Raw genomic sequence first — 18186 nt, 5'->3', positions numbered from 1 at the left:
CCCCCTCCATTGGTCGCATCTGTGGTTGTGGCGGCTTGACCCCCTCTCGGGCCGGGGCCAAGCATGGGCGGCATCCGCAGGCAAGGGAGGGGCCATTGCATCCGACGCCCGCATCCATCGACGAGGTCGTGACAGTGCTGGACGGGCAGGGCTATGTCGCCTCGCGCGCGCTGGCCACCGTGGTCTTCCTGTCGCTGCGGCTGGGACGGCCCCTGTTCCTTGAGGGTGAGGCAGGGGTGGGGAAGACCGAGATCGCCAAGGTTCTGGCCACCGCCCTGGGGCGCAGGCTGATCCGGCTGCAATGCCATGAGGGGCTTGATGCGGCGTCAGCCGTCTATGAATGGAACTTCGCGGCGCAGATGATCGCCATCCGGACGGCAGAGGCCGGGGGGGGCGCGGATCGGGATGCCTTGCGGGCGGAGCTGTTCACCGAGGATTATCTGGTGGAACGGCCCCTGCTGGCCGCGATGCGGCCGCAGCCGGGGGGGGCGCCCGTCCTGCTGATCGACGAGCTGGACCGGACGGATGAGCCTTTCGAGGCCTTCCTTCTGGAGGCGCTGTCGGATTTTCAGGTGACGATCCCGGAACTGGGGACGGTGAAGGCGCCGGAGCCGCCGATCGTGATCCTGACATCGAACCGCACGCGCGAGGTGCATGACGCGCTGAAGCGGCGCTGCCTCTATCACTGGGTGGATTATCCCGGCTTTGACCGGGAGCTTGATATCCTGCGCGCCCGGGTGCCGGAGGCGCAGGAGAGGCTCAGCCGCGAGGTGGTGGCCTTCGTGCAGCGGCTGCGGTCCGAGGACCTGTTCAAGAAGCCGGGCGTGGCCGAGACCATCGACTGGTGCAAATGCCTGCTGGCGCTGGACGTGATCCAGCTTTCGCCCGAGGTGATTGCCGATACGCTGGGGGCGATCCTGAAATATCAGGACGATATCCAGAAATTGCAGGGGTCCGAGGCGAAGAAGCTGCTGGACGAGGTGAAGAAGGGGTTGGTCTTCACGTGACGCTGCCCCTTCATCTTGGCCCAAATACTCATCTTGCGAGGGCTGCGACACGTGGGGCGCTGAACATTCGTCCCATGTGGCAAAGGGGCTGAGGATGGATGACCTTGCCCTGCCGGAAAGTGGCAAGCTTGCCCATAACATCGCGCATTTCGCCCGCGCGCTGCGGCGGGCGGGGTTGCCCATCGGGCCGGGGCGGGTGATCGACGCGATCCGGGCGGTGGAGGCTGCGGGCTTCACCGAGAGGGTGGATTTCTACTGGACGCTGCATGCCTGTTTCGTCAGCCGGCCGGAACAGCGGGCGGTCTTTGAACAGATCTTCCGCCTTTACTGGCGCGATCCGCAATTCCTGGAGCATATGATGACCCTTCTGCTGCCCGCCGTGCGGGGTGTGCAGGAGGAACGGCTGGCGGACGCGGCAGAGAAGCGGGCGGCAGAGGCGCTGCTGGATGGGAACGGCGTCGATCTTCCCGAGATGCCGCCCGAAATGCAGGAAGAAGAGGCGCAGATCGAGATCGACGCCTCGGCCACCATGTCGCATGAGGAGCGGCTGAAGAGCCTGGATTTCGAACAGATGAGCCTGGCGGAAGTGGCCGAGGCGAAGCGGATGCTGGCGCGGCTGGCCTTGCCGGTGCGGCCGCTGGTGACGCGGCGGATGGTGGCCGATCCGGGGGGGCGGCGGATCGACGCGCGGCGCACGCTGCGGGCGGCGCTGCGGCAGGGGGGCGAGGTGACGCGGCTGATGCGGCGCGCGCCGGGGGAGCGCTGGCCCAATCTGGTGGTGCTCTGCGACATTTCGGGGTCGATGAGCCAGTATTCCCGGCTGGTGCTGCATTTCGTCCATGCGGTGGCGAACCGCAAGGGGCAGGGCTGGGCGCGGGTGCATGCCTTCACCTTTGGCACGCGGCTGACCAACATCACCCGTCATCTGCGCAACCGCGATGTGGATGCGGCGCTGAAGGCGGCGGGGGCGGAGGCGCAGGACTGGTCTGGCGGGACGCGGATCGGCACCTGTCTGCGCGGCTTCAACCGCGACTGGTCGCGCCGGGTGCTGGGGCAGGGGGCGGTGGTCCTGCTGATCACCGACGGGCTGGACCGCGACGATACCGGCGCGCTGGCGGCCGAGATGGAGCGGCTGCATCTGTCCTGCCGCCGCCTGATCTGGCTGAACCCGCTGTTGCGCTGGGATGGCTTTGCGCCGAAGGCCACGGGGATTCGGGCCATGCTGCCGCATGTGGACAGTTTCCGCGCGGGCCATTCCATCGCCTCGCTGGAGGCTTTGGGCGCGGCGATATCCGAGGCGCGGGACACGGGCGAGAAGGCAAGGCTGATGGCGATGATCGGCGCGGATGGCGCCTGAACTGAGCGGGGGCCTGCCGATGTCATGGCGAAACGGGCCGATGATATCGCATATCACGGGGGAAGCTGCACATTTGGGGGCAAGGCGCGGCCGGGTCTGGCCGCGAGGCAAGGAAAGGATGTTTCCGATGAGACGGATCTTGATCTCGACCACGGCATTGTCGGTGGCTTTGACGCAGGTGGCCCCGATGCCCCTTCTGGCGCAGACCCTGACCGAGGATGGCAGCGTGATCGCCGATGACGGGCGGGTTCTGTGCGAAGGTTCGGCGGATGCGCCCTGCGACCTGAACGCGGTGATGGAACAACTGGCCGCAGAGGCGGCGGCGGCTGAGGCAGCAGCGGCGGAAGCGGCTGCGGCGGAAGCGGCGGCGGCGGAAGCGGCGGCGCAGGCTGAGGCGGAAGCGGCAGCGCAGGCTGAGGCGGAAGCAGCGGCGGCGGCAGAGGCGGCGGCACAGGCGGAAGCGGAGGCTGCGGCGCAGGCGGAGGCGGAAGCAGCGGCGGCGGCAGAGGCTGCGGCACAGGCGGAAGCGGAGGCTGCGGCGCAGGCGGAGGCGGAAACAGCGGCAGCGGCTGAGGCGGCAGCACAGGCGGAAGCGGAGGCTGCGGCGCAAGCGGAGGCGGAAGCCGCGGCGGCGGCTGAGGCGGCAGCACAGGCGGAAGCGGAAGCGGCGGCGCAGGCGGAGGCGGAAGCAGCGGCGGCGGCAGAGGCTGCGGCACAGGCCGAAGCGGAGGCGGCAGCACAGGCGGAGGCGGAAGCCGCGGCGGCGGCAGAGGCTGAAGCGGCTGGTCAGGTCGAGGAAGACCCCAGCCTCGGCGAGGCGATGGAAGAGATCCTGACCGAGGACGCGCCCGAAGCGGTGGCCGAAGAGACCCCGGCGGAGGGTGCGACCGAGGAGGCCCCTGCCGAGGTGGTTGTGGAAGAGCCGACTGCGGAAGAGGCCCCGGCAGAGGTCGCGACGGAAGAGCCCGTCACGGAAGAAGCCCCTGCCGAAGTGGTGGTGACCGAGGAACCGGCCGCCGTCGAAGGCGCGGCGGAAGAGGCCGTGACCGAGACGGCGCCTGCCGAAGGGACAACCGAAGAGGCGGTCACCGAAGCCCCGACCGACGCCCCGACGGAACAGCCGGTCCTGGAAGCTGTCGAGGCGGTGACCGATCCGGCGGTGCTCGTCGATCCGGCGGCGCCCGAGGCCCCGACCGAGGAAGCTGTCGAAACGCTGAGCGAGTTGCTGGCGCAGCCCGAGGGCGTGGACCCGGCGGCGCTGGGCGATGCGGCGGCGCTGGCCCCGGTGGTGGTGACCGAAGGCCAGCCGGTGGAAATCGCGCCATCGGCCGAGGCGACGGATGTCGTGGTGCAGGAAATCACCGAGGCCACGACGCGCACATCGGCGCAGGATTTCACGGCCCCGGCCTCGGCCTCGCTCGCCACGGCGGCGGCGGCTTCGGAGGATGATGACGGGCTGACCGACCTTCAGAAGTTCGGCCTTGTGGCGCTGGGCGCGCTGGCCGTGGGGGCGATCATCAACGCCAATCAGGACCGGGTCGTGTCGAATTCGGGCGACCGCGTGGTCGTGCAGCGCGGCACGGGCGATTACTACATCTACAAGGATGACGACACGCTGCTGCGCCGTCCGGGCAGCACGGTGCGGACCGAAAGTTTCCGCGACGGATCGACCCGGACCATCGTGGAGCGGGGCGACGGCACGCAGGTGGTGACGATCCGCGATGCGACGGGCCGCGTGCTGCGCCGGGCGACCTATGACGGTCTGGGGCGCGAGGTGGTGCTGATCGACGATCTCTACCCCGAGGAGCGGATCGACGTGTCGCGCCTGCCCAAGCCGCGCGGCCGGGTGATCAGCCTGTCCACTTCGGAAGAGGATGCGCTGCTGCGCGCCCGCATGGCGGCGCTGGATGCCGAGGAACTGGGCCGGACGTTCAGCCTGCGCCAGATCCGCGAGATCCCGCAGGTGCGGGCACTGGCGGCGACGGTGGATGTGAACAACATCACCTTCGACACCGGATCGGCGGCGATCAAGGCGACGCAGGCCGAATCGCTGGCGGCGCTGGGGCGGCTGATGACGTCGATGATCGAGGAGAATCCGAACGAGATATTCCTGATCGAGGGGCATACCGATGCGGTGGGGGCGGCCTCGCTGAACCTGACGCTGTCGGACCGTCGGGCGGAAAGCGTGGCGCTGGCGCTGACCGAATATTTCGACGTGCCGCCCGAGAACATGGTGGTGCAGGGCTATGGCGAATCCGACCTGCGGGTGAACACGCAGGAGGCCGAGCGGCAGAACCGCCGCGTGGCCGTGCGGATCATCACGCCGCTGCTGCGGCAGGCCGCGCTGCGTTGAGTTGACCTAGGTCAAGGAGGGGCAGCGGCGGGCGGGGTAGAAGGGGGCATCGGGTGGCCCAACTCCCTTGCACCATCTGATCGCGTGCCGCTCCTCCCTGTTCGGCACTGCTCTCGCGCCGCGGGTTCCCCGACCCGCGGCGCCTTCTTTTGCGGCCTGTCCGGGGCGCGGACCTGCCACCATTTGCCAGTGGCGCCCGGGGGCCGGGCAACGCATGATCGGGACCGAAACAGGGGGGCAAGCGGGATGATGGAACGTGCGGCGCATGACAGCCTGCCGGAGATCGCGCTGGACTGGCACCGCGCCGGGCGCGGGGCGGCGCTGGCCACGGTGATGGAGACCTGGGGTTCGGCACCGCGGCAGGCGGGCAGCCAACTCGCCATCTCCGGGGAGGGCGAGATCATGGGATCCGTCTCGGGCGGCTGTGTGGAAGGCGCGGTGGTGACCGAGGCGCTGGCGGCGCTGGAGGATCGGCGGTCGCGGGTGCTGACCTTTGGCGTGAGTGACGAGACGGCCTTTGCCGTGGGGCTGGCCTGTGGCGGCACGATCCGGGTTCTGGTGGAGCCGGTGGGGGAGGGGGCGGAGGCGCTGCCCGAAGCGATGCTGGCGGAGCTGGTGGCGGCGCGGGCCGCACGGCGGCCCGTGGCCATGGCCCTGCGGCCCGAGGGATGGGCGCGGGCCCTGATCGGACCCGGCGCGGAGGCGGCGGTGGATGCGCGGTTCCGGGCCGACCGGTCGGGGATGGAGGAGGATGGCCGGTTCATCGCGGTGCATAATCCGCCGCTGCGGCTGATCGTGGTGGGGGCGGTGCATATCGCCCAGCCACTTTTGCAGATGGCGCGGCTCTGCGGCTATGACGGGACACTGATCGACCCGCGGTCGGCCTTTGGCTCTGCCGCGCGCTTTCCGGGCGAAGTGATCCTGGAGGATTGGCCCGACGAGGCGCTGGCGGCGCTGGCGCCGGACGGACGGACGGCCATCGTGACGCTGACCCATGACCCGAAGCTGGACGATCCGGCGATCCGGGTGGCGCTGCGATCTGGCGGGTTCTATCTGGGCTGCCTTGGATCGACGCGGACCCATGCCAAGCGGGTGGAGCGGCTGCGGGCGGAGGGCTTCACCGAGGCCGAGATTGCGCGCATCCATGCGCCGGTGGGGCTGGATATCGGGGCGAAGAGCCCGGCGGAGATTGCGGTGTCGGTGATGGCGCAGATCACTGCCGTCCTGCGGAAGGGGTAGCCCTGTGTTCTTCGGAGAGGTGACGCTGGAGGCGGCCGAGGGGGCGATCCTCGCCCATTCCGAGGCGGTGCCCGGCGGGCGGCTGCGCAAGGGTGTGGTGCTGGGCGGGGCCGAGATCGCGGCGCTGCGGGCGGCGGGGCTGACCTGCGTGACCGTGGCGCGGCTGGGGCCGGGGGATGTGGGCGAGGACCGGGCGGCGGCGCGGCTGGCGGCGGCGCTGGTGCCCGATCCGGTGGCGCAGGGGCTGCGGTCGGGCGAGGCCTTCACGGGGCGGGTGAACCTGAACGCCGTCGGGCCGGGGATCGTGGAACTGGACGCGGCGGCGATCCATCGGCTGAACCTTGTCCATCCGGCGATCACGCTGGCGACGCTGGCCCCCTGGCAGCGGGTGGTGGCGGGGACGCTGGTGGGCACGGTGAAGATCATCGCCTATGGGGTGGAAGAGGCGGCACTGGCCGCGGCCTGTGCCGCGGCGCGGGCGGCGATCCGGGTGCGGCCGGTCGTGCTGCGGTCGGCGGCGCTGGTGATGACGGAGGCGCCGGGGATCGACGCGAAAGTGGCGGCCAAGGGGCGGCGCTCGGTCGAGGGGCGCTTGCGCGCGCTGGGCATGCGGCTGACGGGGGCAGAGAGCGTGCCGCATGACGTGGCGGCCTTGCGGGCGGCCATCGGCCGGGCCGAGGGGGAGATGGTGCTGATCCTGACCGGCAGCGCCACATCGGACCTTGAGGACACGGCCCCGGCGGCGCTGCGCGCGGCAGGGGGGCAGGTGGCGCGGTTCGGCATGCCGGTCGATCCCGGGAACCTGCTGTTTCTGGGCGATCTGGGCGGGCGGCCGGTGATCGGCCTGCCGGGATGCGCACGCAGCCCGGCGTTGAACGGCGCGGATTGGGTGCTGGAGCGGCTGGCCTGCGGCCAGACCGTGGGCGATGCCGAGATCGCGGCCATGGGCGTGGGGGGGCTGTTGAAGGAGATCCCCCTGCGGCCGCAATTGCGGGAACCGGAGTAGAAGATTTTTCGTCCGAAAAATCTTCGCACCGCCCCTGGGCGGTGATCTGGAAAAATTTTCGTACGAAAATTTTTCGGGGTTGGAAGAATTTTCGGATGAAAATTCTTCATGGTCGGCGTCATCAGATGAGAAAGGCCGCGCAAGATGCGCGGCCTTCGGGTTGGACGGTCCGTCGGAGGGTAACCGCGGCCTATTTCGGCGCGATCATCATCACCATTTGGCGGCCTTCGAGGCGCGGCATGGATTCGACCTTGCCATTCTCGCCCACATCGGCGGCCACGCGGTTGAGCAGGTCGAGGCCAAGCTCCTGGTGTGCCATCTCGCGGCCCCGGAAGCGCAGGGTGACCTTCACCTTGTCGCCTTCTTCGAGGAACTTGAGCACCGATCGCATCTTGACCTGATAGTCATGCGTGTCGGTGCCGGGGCGGAACTTGATTTCCTTGATCTCGATGATCTTCTGCTTCTTGCGCGCTTCGGCCTCGCGCTTCTGCTGTTCGTATTTGAACTTGCCGAAGTCCATGATCTTGCAGACCGGGGGCTCCGCGTTCGGGCTGATCTCGACGAGGTCGAGGCCCGCCTCTTCGGCCAGCGCCATCGCGCGGGCGGGGGTCACGACCCCGATATTCTCGCCATCAGCGCCGATCAGGCGGATTTCGGGAGAGCGGATGCGTTCGTTCACACGGGGGCCCGTCTCGCGTTGCGGAGGGGCGTTGTGGGGTCTGCGGGCTATGGTGGTGGTCCTTCTGCGGTTTCCGTTCGGCGCGCGCAATCTAGTCGGCCATGGGGGCGGTTTCAACGGGAATCGCTTGGCCTGCAAGGAGAAAGCGGTCCGCATGGCGCGGCGGGCCGGGGGCGGAAAGCCGCGCGTTGCGGGCTCTGGGAGTGGCCGGGGGTTCATTTCCCCCAGGATGAGGCCCATATCTGCGCCACAACCGGACATCATCCGGTCAACTGGAGAATGCGCATGAACAAGAACCTTCTCATCGGAGTGGCCGTCGTGGCCCTGGCCGGACTTGGCTATTACCAGTTCAGCTATGTCCCCGCCCAGCGGGCGGCCGAAGAGGCGGCAGAGGCTGAAGCGGCGGCAGAGGCTGCGGCACAGGCGGCGGCGGAGGCCGAGGCGGCTGCGGCCGCAGAAGCGGAGGCGGCGGCGACGGCCGCGGCGGAAGAGGCGGCACAGGCCCTGGAAGAGACGGCAGCGGCGGCCGGTGAAGCGGCTGAAGCCGCTGGCGAGGCGGCCGGTGTTGCGGCCGAGGCCGCGACGGAGGCCGCGACGGAGGCGGCGGGAGAGGCCGCGGCGGCGGTGGCCGATGCCGCCACCGGGGCTGCGACGGATATGCAGGCCGAGGCGGCGGCAGCGCTGGATGCCGCCAATTTCGACGCGGCGCGGATTTCGGCGCTGATCGACGCCTCGCAACTGGATGCGCTGAGCAAGACCACGCTGAAGGCCGCGGTCGAGGCGGCAGCGTCCAATCCGGCGCTGGTGCAGACGGCGGTGGATCAGGTCCGGTCGGCGCTGGGGCTGTGATGATCTGGCCGGGGGGCCGTGTTCCCCCGGCCTCCCCCTTGCGGCCTTGTCGGTGGCGTCACGTCGGGGGGATGCGTTCTTTTTGAGTATTTGGGCCAAGATGAAGAAACAGGCCGCGCGGGGTGGATCCGGCGCGGCCTGTTCTTTTTGGGGTTTCGGGACGGGGTCAGATGCCGTCGCCGACGAAGGCCTTTTCGACCACGAATTGCTGCGGGTCGGAATTCGCGCCTTCGGTCAGGCCGAAATCTTCAAGGATCTTCTTCACGTCCACATTGAAGGCGAGGCTGCCGCAGACCATGGCGCGATCTTCTGCCGGGTTCATCTTCGGCAGGCCGAGATCGGCAAAGACCTTGCCGGAGGTGAGGTTGTCGGTGACCCGGCCCATGTGATGGAAGGTCTCGCGCGTGGTGGTGGGGTAGTAGCGCAGCTTGTCGCCCACCAGCTCGCCGATCAGCGGATCGTCCTTCAGGCTTTCCACCAATTGGCGGCCATATTCGAGTTCGGCCACCTCGCGGCAGGTATGCATCATGATGACCTGCTCGTATTTCTCATAGGTTTCCGGTTCGCGCATGAGCGAGGCGAAGGGCGCGATGCCGGTGCCGGTGGCAAGGAACCAGAGCCGCTTGCCGGGCAACAGCGCGTCATGGACCAGCGTCCCGACGGGTTTGGGGCGCAGGATGATCTCATCCCCCGGCTGGATGTGCTGGAGTCTGGAGGTCAGGGGGCCGTCGGGCACCTTGATCGAGTAGAATTCAAGCTCTTCGTCCCAGGCGGGGGAGGCGATGGAATAGGCGCGCAGCAGCGGTTTGCCATTGTCGCCCAGGAGGCCGATCATCACGAATTCGCCCGAGCGGAAGCGCAGGGATTGCGGCCGGGTGACCCGGAAGGAGAAGAGCCGGTCGGTCCAATGCGTGACCTGGGTGACGGTCTGGGCATCGGGCAGATGCGGTTTGGCAGCGGGAGCATTCATCTGGGCAAGTTCCGTCATGGGGACAGGGCCTCTGTGGTCTGAACGGGCGCCGGACGCAAGACCGTCGGGCTGCGGCTTATTTCATTCGTATGCATACAAGTTTTCGGACGCTGCGTCCAGTCCCGCCTCAGGCGCGGAGCCGGGACTGGTAGTCATGGGCTTTCCAGTCGGCGCGGAAGGCCCATTGCGCGGCGGGTTGGCGCGCGGCGAGGTCGTCGGGGATTTCGACCTCGTCAAAGCCGACGCGGCGGATCATGGCGTATTGATCGGCGATCACCGGGCCATGCGCGCGCAGGCGGCCCGTGTAGCCCAGCATCCGCAGGCGGCGGGCGATGGTGAAGGCGCGGCCGTCGTTGAAGGCGGGGAAGGCCACGCGGATCAGCTTGAGATCCGCAAGATGGGCCTGAAGCGCGGTGGGGTCATCGGTGTTCGACAGGTCCACCGCGCCCTGATGCGTGGCAATATCTGCCAGCACCACGATGGGGGCGGTCCAGTCTTCGGGGGCGAAGCCGGTATCGGTGACGATCACGGTCATGCCGCGTTCTCCTTGGTCGTGGTGCGGACGGGCTTGCCGTCAATGAAGTGGATGCCGCATTCGGTTTTCTGGCTGCCGCGCCAGCGGCCCGCGCGAGGGTCTTCGCCGGGTTTCACCGGGCTGGTGCAGGGGGCGCAGCCGATGGAGGGATAGCCCTTGGCGACCAGCGGATGCCGGGGCAGGCGGTTCTCGACCATGTATTCCTCGATATCCTCGCGTCCCCAATGGGCGAGGGGGTTGACCTTGATGCGGGTCTCGCCCTCGGCTTCGAAGAATTCCACCTGATCGCGGGTCGCGCCCTGATAGCGCTTGCGCCCGGTGATCCAGCCGTCGAAATCGGCCAGGGCACGTTCCAGCGGTTCCACCTTGCGGACGGCGCAGCAGGCATCGGTGTTGAACTGGTGCAGGGTTCCGTCCGGATCCTCGAACGCGACCTTGCCGGGATGGGCGCGGATGGTGCGGATGTCGCAAAGCGCCAGTTTTTCGGCCAGTTCGCGCTGATAGTCGAGCGTTTCCTGGAACAGCATCCGGGTGTCGATGAAGAGGACCGGGGTTTCCGGCGCGATGACCGAGACGAGGTGCAGGAGCACCACCGATTCCGCCCCGAAGGAGGAGACCAGCGCCACCTTGCCCAGATCGGCATCCTTCAAGGCATGTTCCAGCACGGCGGTGGCGCCGTGATGCTTGTAGCGGGCGTTCAGGAGGGCGACGCGCGTGGCGACATTGCCTTCCGGGGTGGAGGTGTCACGCGGCATCCTTTTCGCCTTCCTCGCCATAGAGCGCGGCCTTGAACGGGGCGATGCCCGTGCGGCGGAAGGTTTCGAGGAAGGTTTCCTCGGGGCTTTGCCGGACTTCAAGATAGGCGCGCAGGATGCGTTCGATCGCGGGGACGATTTCATCATAGGCGAAGCCGGGCCCCGTCTTTTCGCCGATGGCCGCGGTTTCGGTGCCGTCGCCGCCCAGCGTGATCTGGTAATTCTCCACCCCCGCGCGGTCGAGGCCGAGGATGCCGATATGGCCCACATGGTGATGGCCGCAGGCATTGATGCAGCCCGAGATCTTGATCTTCAGGGGGCCGATCTCGTGTTCCAGCTTCAATTCATCGAAGCGGGTGGCGATTTCCTGCGCGACCGGGATGGAGCGGGCCGTGGCCAGAGAGCAATAGTCCATGCCGGGGCAGGCGATGATGTCGGAGAGGAGGCCGACATTGGCCGTTCCCAGCCCCGCCTTGGCCAGCGCCGCGTGGAGCGTGGGCAGGTCGGACTTGTGGACATGGGGCAGGATGACGTTCTGTTCGTGGCTGATGCGGATTTCGGAATGGCCGTAGCGTTCGGCCAGATCGGCGATCAGGCGCATCTGATCGGCGGTCGCATCGCCCGGGGTGGCGCCATGTGCCTTCAGGCTGATGGTGACGATGGCATATTGCGCGTTCCGGTGGGTCGCGAGGTTGGTGTCGGCCCAGGACCGGAAGGTCGGATCGGCCTTGTAGAAGGCATCATAGGCATCCGTGGGCGCGTTGCGGAAGGCGGGCGGGGCGAAGGCCTCTTCGATCTCGGCCAGAAGCTTTTGATCGTTGCCGCCGAAGAGGGGGCGCAATTCGGCGAAGCGATCCTCGATCAGGCGGGTGATCTCTTCCTTGCCGGTTTCATGCACGGTGATCTTGATGCGCGCCTTGTACTTGTTGTCGCGGCGGCCGAGCGTGTTGTAGACGCTGAGCACGGCCTCGACATAAGGCAGGAGATCGGCCTTGGGCAGGAAGTCCCGCACCGTGTGGCCGATCATGGGCGTGCGGCCGAGGCCGCCGCCGACGATCACCTCGAAACCCGGTTCGCCCTTGGCATTGCGGACCATGCGCAGGCCGATGTCATGGGCGCGGGTGACGGCGCGGTCATTCGGGCTGCCGGTGATGGCGATCTTGAACTTGCGCGGCAGGAACTGGAATTCGGGGTGGTCGGTGGACCATTGGCGGAGGAGTTCGGCCACGGGGCGGGGGTCTTCGATCTCATCCGCGGCGGCGCCGGCGAAATGATCGGCGGTCACGTTGCGCACGCAGTTGCCGGAGGTCTGGATGGCATGCATCCCGACATCGGCCAGCGCTTGCAGCATCTTCGGCACGTCTTCCAGTTTCGGCCAGTTGAACTGGATGTTCTGGCGGGTGGTGAAATGGCCATAGCCCTTGTCCCAGGTCTGGGCGATATGGGCCAGTTGGCGCATCTGGCGCGGGTTGATCGTGCCATAGGGAATGGCCACGCGCAGCATATAGGCGTGGAGTTGCAGGTAGAGCCCGTTCATCAGGCGCAGCGGGCGGAATTCATCCTCGGTCAGCGAGCCGTCGAGGCGGCGTTCCACCTGCTGGGTGAATTGCGCGACGCGTTCACGGACGAAGGCTTCGTCGAATTCGGAATAGCTGTACATCTGCGCGGCCTCTGGGTCTGGTCGGAGTGGCGGGGTGAACCCCGCCCTACGGGTTTTGTCATCTTGTGGCGGGGTGAACCCCGCCCTACGGGTTTTGTCTTCGGGTGGTGGCGGGGTGAACCCCGCCCTACGGGTTTTGTCTTCGGGTGGTGGCGGGGGGGACCCCGCCCCACAGGCCTTGGCGGCGCGTAGGGCGGGGTTCACCCCGCCATCCGCTCATGCGTAATCGGCCTGCTTGCCGTGATTGTAGTTCGAGGGGCCGCGGGTGCGGAATTCCTCGCGGAAATGGGTGGGTTCGGGGCCGTTGGGGCCGGGCTTTGCATCGGCCAGATAGGCGCCGACCACCAGCAGTTTCTGCGCGGAGGCATGGAGAAGGCGCATCTGGGCATGCGCCTCATCCTCGATCAGCTCGGCCTCGTGGTGGAAGGGCGACCAGCGGTCATCGGCGGTCAGATAGACCACGTCGCCTTCGCGCAGCCGGTTGGCGGTGACGATCTTCGGGGTGAAGCGGCGGCTCATGCGGTGGCTTCCTTCAGGTCGGTCAGCGCCAGGGCGGCGCGACGGGGTTCGATACCGTAGAGAAGGACGGCGGGGCCTTCGGTCAAGGCCACGGCATCCGGCAAGCTGGCAAGTGTGGCGGCAATGATGCGCTGATCGGGGCGCGAGACATTCTCCACCACGGTGACGGGGGTTTCGGGGGCGGCGCCATGCATCATCAGCCGGCCCTGGAGGAAGCGGGCGGTCTTCTTGCCCATGTAGATGGCGGCGACCTCGCCCGCGCGGGCCATGCCGCGCCAGTCCTGTTCGGCGAAGCCGTCCATCGCATGGCCCGTCACGATGCGCAGGGCGCGGTTGCGGCCGCGTTTCGTCAGGCCCTGGCCGATGGCGGCAGCGGCGACGGTGGCGGAGGTCAGGCCGGGCAGGATGGCGTAGGAGAGACCGGCCGCCTCCACCGCCTCGATCTCTTCGTCGAGACGCCCGAAGATGCCGCAATCGCCGCCCTTGAGGCGGATGACGCGCGCCCCTGTCAGGGCCTGGGCGACGATGGTCGCGTTGATGGCGGATTGCGCGGCAGAGGGGCCGAAGCCTTCCTTGCCCATGTCGATGCGGGTGACATGCGGAGGGATGAGGGCCATCACCTCTTCCCCCACCAGACGGTCATGGATCACCACATCCGCGCCTTGCAGGGCGCGGAAGGCGCCGAGGGTCAGATGCGCCGCCGCACCGGGGCCGGCACCGACGAAGGTGACGGAGGCAGAGAGCGGCGCGAAGACGGGCAGGTCGGTCATGGCGGATGTTCCGTGGATGATCCCGGCAATATAGGATATTTTCCCGCTTTCGGGCCAGATGCCCTTGCAGATAAGGATGTTTGTTCTGATACTGGGGCGCAGGGGAACAGGTTTCCGCGAAAACGGGGGATTTGGCGAATGGCAGTCCGTCTGGATGATATGGACAGGAAAATCCTTGCCGAGTTGCAGGTGGATGCCGAGCAGTCGCTGGACGAGATCGCGCGCAAGGTCGGGTCGTCGAAGACGCCGGTCTGGAACCGCATCCGCCGGATGAAGGAGGCGGGGGTCATCACCCGGCAGACCGCGATCCTTGATCCCGAGGCGTTGGGGCTGGAGGCCTGTTTCTTCGTGCTGATCCGCACCAGCGAGCATGAGGCGGAATGGCAGCGCAAGTTCCTGAAGGCGCTGCGCGAGCGGCCCGAAGTGCTGGAGGCGCATCGGCTGGCCGGCGATATCGACTATATCCTGAAGGTGCGGGTGAAGAATGCGCGGGCCTATGACACATTCTATCAGGCGCTGATTTCCGAGGTGCGCATCTACAATGTGACCGCGCTTCTGAGCATGGAAGAGATCAAGGCCACGACGATGCTGCCGGTGTAAGCGTCAGATCGCCACCAAGAGCAGAAGGATCACGACCAGTTCCAGCCCGTGCTTGGCGAGTTCGAAACCCAAGCCAAACCAGGGATCGAGGCCGAAGAGATCCTTCGAGGCCAGATGCAGCAGCGCGAGCATCCCCGCGCCCAGAAGCGTAAGCCCCAGATCGACGGACAGCCGCCGCGGCAGCCGCAGGGCGCGCCGCAGCAGGACAAGGAGGCCACCCATCCCGAGGCTGACGCCGATGGTGGAGAAGAAGGAGATCAGCATGGCGGCATAGGGCCCGAAGAGGTTCGGGCCGACATTTGTCGGTGCAGCCGCAGGCCGCAAGCTGACCCTTGGTCAGCAAAGCATTCAAAAGTATCGGGTCCGGGCCGGTCAGCCGCGGCAGAGCGGGAGACTGGCCAGCCCGTGGAAGTGATACACATCCGCATAGCGCGGGGGGGTGGCGAGGCGCAGGCCGGGCATGCGGGAAAACAGGATCGGCAGCGCGATTTGCAGCTCCAGCCGGGCCAGGGGCGCGCCGACGCAGAAATGCAGCCCCGCGCCGAAGGTGGCGTTGGGCTTCGGGACGCGGTCGGGAAGGAAGCGCGCGGGCCTGTCCCATTGCCCTGGATCGCGGTTGGCAGCGGCCAGCAGGAGCCCCACCTGATCGCCGCGGCGGAAGGTCTGGCCCATCACCTCGGTCTCTTCATAGCACCAGCGGGTGAAGAGGTGCAGCGCCGGGTCGAAGCGGAGGATTTCCTCGACGGTCGCCTCGATATGGTCGGGGGCCAGGGCGGCGGCGGGGGTCTTTGTTTCCAGCAGGGTCTTCACGCCATTGCCGAGGGTGTGGACCGTCGCCTCATGCCCCGCGTTCAGGAGGAGGATGCAGGTGGTGATGAGTTCGTCGGTGGTGAGGCGGTCCCCCTCCATCTCGGCGGCGATGAGATGGGTGATGAGGTCGTCGCGCGGGTCGCTGCGGCGCGCCTCGACATAGCCGCGCAGGAAGGCGGTGAAATCCTCGGTCGCGGCGATGGCGCGGTCTTCCATCGCGCGGGTGCGGCCCGCCATGTACATGCCGACCATGGCATTGGACCAGCGCAGGAGATCATCCGCCATGCTTTCCGGCACGCCGAGGAGGCGGGCAATGATGATGACGGGGAGTTTCTGGGCGAAATGCGGCAGGAGGTCGAAGTCGCCCTGGGGGAGGGCGTCGATCAGGTCGTTGGAAAGCTGGGCGATTTCGGGGGCGAGGGCGGCGATGCGGCGCGAGGTGAAGGCGCGCAGGACGAGGGCGCGCAGGCGGGTGTGGCGCGGCGGTTCCAGTTCCAGCATGGAATGCGCCTCGACCGCGTAGAAGGGGCGGAGGTGATCGGGGATCACGGGGGCGCATTCGGGCGGGGCTTCGCGGCCGAAGCGGCGGTCGCGCAGGATGGCGTTCACGGCAGCGGCGGAGGGCGTGCAGGTCAGGCCGTAGTCCTGCCAGTGGAAGAAGGGGCCGGTGGCGCGGGCGCGGTCGTAGAACGGATAGGGGTTCTGGACGAAGGCGGGATCGGTGGGGGATTGGGTCAGGGTCTGCATGGCGGCGGATCAGCGGCGGGTGAGGGGGATAAGTCCCTGGGCGACAAGGACGCCGATCGCCACGAGCGCGGCGCCGAGGGCCTGCACCCAGCTCCAGCCGCCGCCGAGGGCGAGCATGAAGACCATCACATAGAAGGGCGTGAGATTGATGTGCAGCGCCGACATGGCGATGCCGAGGCTGCCCACGGCGATGATCCAGAGGAGCTGGCTTATGGCGAGGCCGCCGATGCCGAAGACGGCGAGGGCGGAGAATTCGGTCAGGCCGAAGGCGGCGAGGTTCGGGCCGGGGAAGCCGAGCGCGAGGCTGAGCAGGGCGAAGGCGGTGCCGGTGATGGCGGCGCCACAGATGGTGAGGCTGGTGGAGCCGAGGGGGGAAAGGCCGGGCAGGGCGGTGACCGTCCAGCGCGAGGCGAGGGTGAAGGTGATGACGGAGCCAAGGCAGATCAGCGCGCCGATGCCGAAACCGAGGCCGCCGTCGAAATTCCCGGCGGCGAGGATGCCGCCGAGGATCGAGAGCAGAAGGCCGATCACGATGGCCCCGGTCAGCTTGCGCCCGTCGAGAAAGATTTCGAGCAGGATGCCGATCAGCGGCATGGCGGAGGAGACGACGGCGATCATCACGGCGGAGGTGCGGGTCTGGCCCAGCACCAGAAGCAGCGCGCCGAGGGCAAGAAGGGCGCCGACCATCATCCCGCGCAGCCAGTTGGCGCGGCGGAGCGTGTCGGTGCCTTCGACCAGCCACCAGACCGGCAGCAGGAAGACGGCGGCCATGACCATCCGCGCGGCATTGAGCAGGAGCGGTGGCAGGGGGACGGGATCGGCGCGGATCAGGATTTCGGCGGCGGGCAGGGCGGCGGCCCAGATCAGCATGGAGGCCATGCAGATCAGGTTGGCCGAGAGCGGCGAGCGGGCGGGGGAAAGCGCGGTCATGGACTGTCCTGGATCACCCTTGCACCATCCCCCGGCACGGGCCTGCGGGCTGTTCCGGGGGCGACGTGAAAGGGCGGGATCAGGCGGCGGAGAGGGCGGCGACGATGGCGCCGAAATCGGCGGCCTTCAGGCTGGCGCCGCCGACGAGCGCGCCATCGACATGCGGGACGGCGAAGATTTCCGTTGCGTTTGAAGGCTTTACCGACCCGCCATAGAGCAGCGGCACATCCGCGGCGGCCGATCCGATGCGGGCGGTGAGGCGGGTGCGGAGGAAGGCGTGGACCTCGGCGATTTCGGAAAGCGTGGGGGTGCGGCCGGTGCCGATGGCCCAGACGGGTTCATAGGCGATCACCAGATTGGCGGCGGTGGCATGGGCGGGGACGGAGCCGTGAAGCTGGGTTCCGACCACGTCGAGGGTGCGGCCTGCATCCCGCTCGGCCTCTGTCTCGCCGATGCAGATGATGGCGGTGAGGCCGGCCTTGAGTGCGGCTTCGGCCTTGGCGAGGACCTGGGCATCGGTTTCGCCATGGTCGGTGCGGCGTTCGGAATGGCCGAGGATGACATGGGAAGCCCCTGAATCCACGAGCATTTCCGCCGAGATATCGCCGGTATGGGCGCCTGAGGACTTGGCGTGGCAATCCTGGCCGCCGACCTTGATCGCGGTGCCCTTGGCGAGGTCGGCCATGCGGGCGATGAGGGTGGCAGGGGGGCAGAGGAGGACGTCGCAGCGGGGCGCGGGATGGGCCTGGGCCAGCGCCGACACCTCGGCCAGGGCGGCGGCGGTGCCGTTCATCTTCCAGTTTCCGGCGGCGAGTTTGCGCATCCTTCCCTCCCTTGGTGCGAGCGGGAACAGCGTTACGGGGAAAGGGGTTGGAGGAAAAGGGCTGTGCCGCGTTTTGTGCCGCAAACTGTGCAGCAAAGTGTACATACAAATGGGCGCACAGATCTGCGCCGCGGTGCGGCTTCTGCGCGCTGGCGCGCAGGGTCAAAAATCTTCGAAGATTTTTGCAAATTTCTTCGAAGAAATCTGGGAAGGGTCAGGCGGCGGGCTGGTCCTTGAACTTGATGGACTCGCCGCAACCGCAGGCCTCGGCCACATTGGGGTTGTTGAAGCGGAAGCCGGATTCGAGGAGCGAGGTCTGATAGTCGATCTCGGTCCCGAAGAGGAACATCTGCGCCATGGGGGCGATCATCACCCGCGCGCCGTCCTGTTCCACCACCTCATCCATCGGGTTGACGTCGGCGACGTAGTCCATCGTGTATTCCATGCCCGCGCAGCCGCCCTTCTTGACGCCGATGCGCAGGCCCGCGCTGCCCTGCTTTTCCATCAGACGGGTGATCTGGCGGATGGCGGCGGGGGTGAGGGTGACAGCCTGTTTGCCGGGGATGCCGAACATGGG

At 67.7% G+C, this 18186-nt stretch carries 19 protein-coding genes; 7 read left to right on the top strand and 12 right to left on the bottom strand.

Translation table 11 applies throughout. The features are described 5' to 3' along the window. The first annotated feature begins 95 nt into the window (after positions 1-95). The 5 genes from C0V75_RS09355 to C0V75_RS09335 all read left to right on the top strand — a co-directional run bounded on the left by C0V75_RS09355 (position 96) and on the right by C0V75_RS09335 (position 6962). Positions 96-1007, top strand: coding sequence for a MoxR family ATPase (locus tag C0V75_RS09355; RefSeq protein ID WP_101920596.1), 912 nt, complete (start codon positions 96-98; stop codon positions 1005-1007). 94 nt (positions 1008-1101) lie between these two features. Continuing rightward, positions 1102-2364, top strand: a complete 1263-nt coding sequence (locus C0V75_RS09350; RefSeq protein ID WP_101920595.1) for a VWA domain-containing protein — start codon at positions 1102-1104, stop codon at positions 2362-2364. Positions 2365-2491: 127 nt separating this feature from the next. Continuing rightward, on the top strand, positions 2492-4717 hold the full coding sequence (locus C0V75_RS09345) for an OmpA family protein (protein ID WP_101920594.1): 2226 nt from the start codon (positions 2492-2494) through the stop codon (positions 4715-4717). 249 nt (positions 4718-4966) lie between these two features. Then, positions 4967-5956, top strand: a complete 990-nt coding sequence (locus tag C0V75_RS09340) for an XdhC family protein (protein WP_101920795.1) — start codon at positions 4967-4969, stop codon at positions 5954-5956. Positions 5957-5960: 4 nt separating this feature from the next. Further along, positions 5961-6962 carry a molybdopterin-binding protein gene (locus C0V75_RS09335; protein ID WP_101920593.1) on the top strand — a complete coding sequence of 334 codons (1002 nt, stop codon included), beginning with the start codon at positions 5961-5963 and terminating at the stop codon, positions 6960-6962. Between the two features lie 190 nt (positions 6963-7152). Here C0V75_RS09335 and infC read toward each other — a convergent pair whose 3' ends face one another. Then, positions 7153-7692: a translation initiation factor IF-3 gene (infC, locus tag C0V75_RS09330; protein WP_101920794.1), complete on the bottom strand. Its 540-nt coding sequence runs from the start codon at positions 7690-7692 to the stop codon at positions 7153-7155. A gap of 234 nt (positions 7693-7926) precedes the next feature. Here infC and C0V75_RS23950 point away from each other — a divergent pair, with 234 nt between their 5' ends. Continuing rightward, the gene (locus tag C0V75_RS23950; RefSeq protein WP_158241811.1) at positions 7927-8490 is read left to right on the top strand and encodes a hypothetical protein; all 564 of its coding nucleotides are present in this window, start codon (positions 7927-7929) and stop codon (positions 8488-8490) included. Between the two features lie 166 nt (positions 8491-8656). Here C0V75_RS23950 and C0V75_RS09320 read toward each other — a convergent pair whose 3' ends face one another. The 6 genes from C0V75_RS09320 to cobA form a co-directional block, all read right to left on the bottom strand. Further along, positions 8657-9460 (bottom strand): ferredoxin--NADP reductase, encoded by an 804-nt coding sequence (locus C0V75_RS09320; protein WP_101920793.1) that lies wholly within the window; start codon positions 9458-9460, stop codon positions 8657-8659. Positions 9461-9587: 127 nt separating this feature from the next. Next, positions 9588-9995, bottom strand: coding sequence for a DUF934 domain-containing protein (locus C0V75_RS09315; protein ID WP_101920592.1), 408 nt, complete (start codon positions 9993-9995; stop codon positions 9588-9590). Further along, positions 9992-10750, bottom strand: coding sequence for a phosphoadenylyl-sulfate reductase (locus C0V75_RS09310; protein ID WP_101920591.1), 759 nt, complete (start codon positions 10748-10750; stop codon positions 9992-9994). The genes C0V75_RS09315 and C0V75_RS09310 overlap by 4 nt, the downstream gene beginning before the upstream one ends. Further along, positions 10740-12410 carry a nitrite/sulfite reductase gene (locus C0V75_RS09305; RefSeq protein ID WP_101920590.1) on the bottom strand — a complete coding sequence of 557 codons (1671 nt, stop codon included), beginning with the start codon at positions 12408-12410 and terminating at the stop codon, positions 10740-10742. The genes C0V75_RS09310 and C0V75_RS09305 overlap by 11 nt, the downstream gene beginning before the upstream one ends. Before the next feature lie 216 nt (positions 12411-12626). Continuing rightward, positions 12627-12929, bottom strand: a complete 303-nt coding sequence (locus tag C0V75_RS09300) for a DUF2849 domain-containing protein (protein ID WP_101920589.1) — start codon at positions 12927-12929, stop codon at positions 12627-12629. Then, complete coding sequence (gene cobA, locus C0V75_RS09295; RefSeq protein WP_101920588.1) at positions 12926-13699, bottom strand: uroporphyrinogen-III C-methyltransferase; 774 nt, start codon at positions 13697-13699, stop codon at positions 12926-12928. The genes C0V75_RS09300 and cobA overlap by 4 nt, the downstream gene beginning before the upstream one ends. Positions 13700-13837: 138 nt before the next feature. Here cobA and C0V75_RS09290 point away from each other — a divergent pair, with 138 nt between their 5' ends. Then, positions 13838-14299, top strand: a complete 462-nt coding sequence (locus tag C0V75_RS09290; RefSeq protein WP_101920587.1) for an Lrp/AsnC family transcriptional regulator — start codon at positions 13838-13840, stop codon at positions 14297-14299. A 3-nt stretch (positions 14300-14302) separates the two neighbouring features. Here the strand turns inward: C0V75_RS09290 and C0V75_RS09285 are convergent, their stop codons facing one another. The 5 genes from C0V75_RS09285 to C0V75_RS09265 all read right to left on the bottom strand — a co-directional run bounded on the left by C0V75_RS09285 (position 14303) and on the right by C0V75_RS09265 (position 18183). Further along, on the bottom strand, positions 14303-14563 hold the full coding sequence (locus C0V75_RS09285) for a hypothetical protein (protein WP_143710399.1): 261 nt from the start codon (positions 14561-14563) through the stop codon (positions 14303-14305). A gap of 108 nt (positions 14564-14671) precedes the next feature. Beyond that, on the bottom strand, positions 14672-15856 hold the full coding sequence (locus C0V75_RS09280; protein WP_101920585.1) for a cytochrome P450: 1185 nt from the start codon (positions 15854-15856) through the stop codon (positions 14672-14674). Positions 15857-15865: 9 nt separating this feature from the next. Continuing rightward, positions 15866-16786, bottom strand: a complete 921-nt coding sequence (locus C0V75_RS24060; protein ID WP_101920584.1) for a DMT family transporter — start codon at positions 16784-16786, stop codon at positions 15866-15868. Between the two features lie 79 nt (positions 16787-16865). Then, positions 16866-17609: a triose-phosphate isomerase gene (gene tpiA, locus C0V75_RS09270; protein ID WP_101920583.1), complete on the bottom strand. Its 744-nt coding sequence runs from the start codon at positions 17607-17609 to the stop codon at positions 16866-16868. A 214-nt stretch (positions 17610-17823) separates the two neighbouring features. Continuing rightward, positions 17824-18183, bottom strand: a complete 360-nt coding sequence (locus tag C0V75_RS09265) for an iron-sulfur cluster assembly accessory protein (RefSeq protein ID WP_101920582.1) — start codon at positions 18181-18183, stop codon at positions 17824-17826. Between the last annotated feature and the right edge of the window lie 3 nt (positions 18184-18186).

This window comes from Tabrizicola sp. TH137, assembly GCF_002855575.1.
In the GTDB taxonomy this organism is placed as follows: Bacteria; Pseudomonadota; Alphaproteobacteria; order Rhodobacterales; family Rhodobacteraceae; genus Paragemmobacter.
The sequence above is the reverse complement of the archived record's forward strand: the minus strand, read 5'-3'. Positions and strand labels throughout refer to the sequence as shown.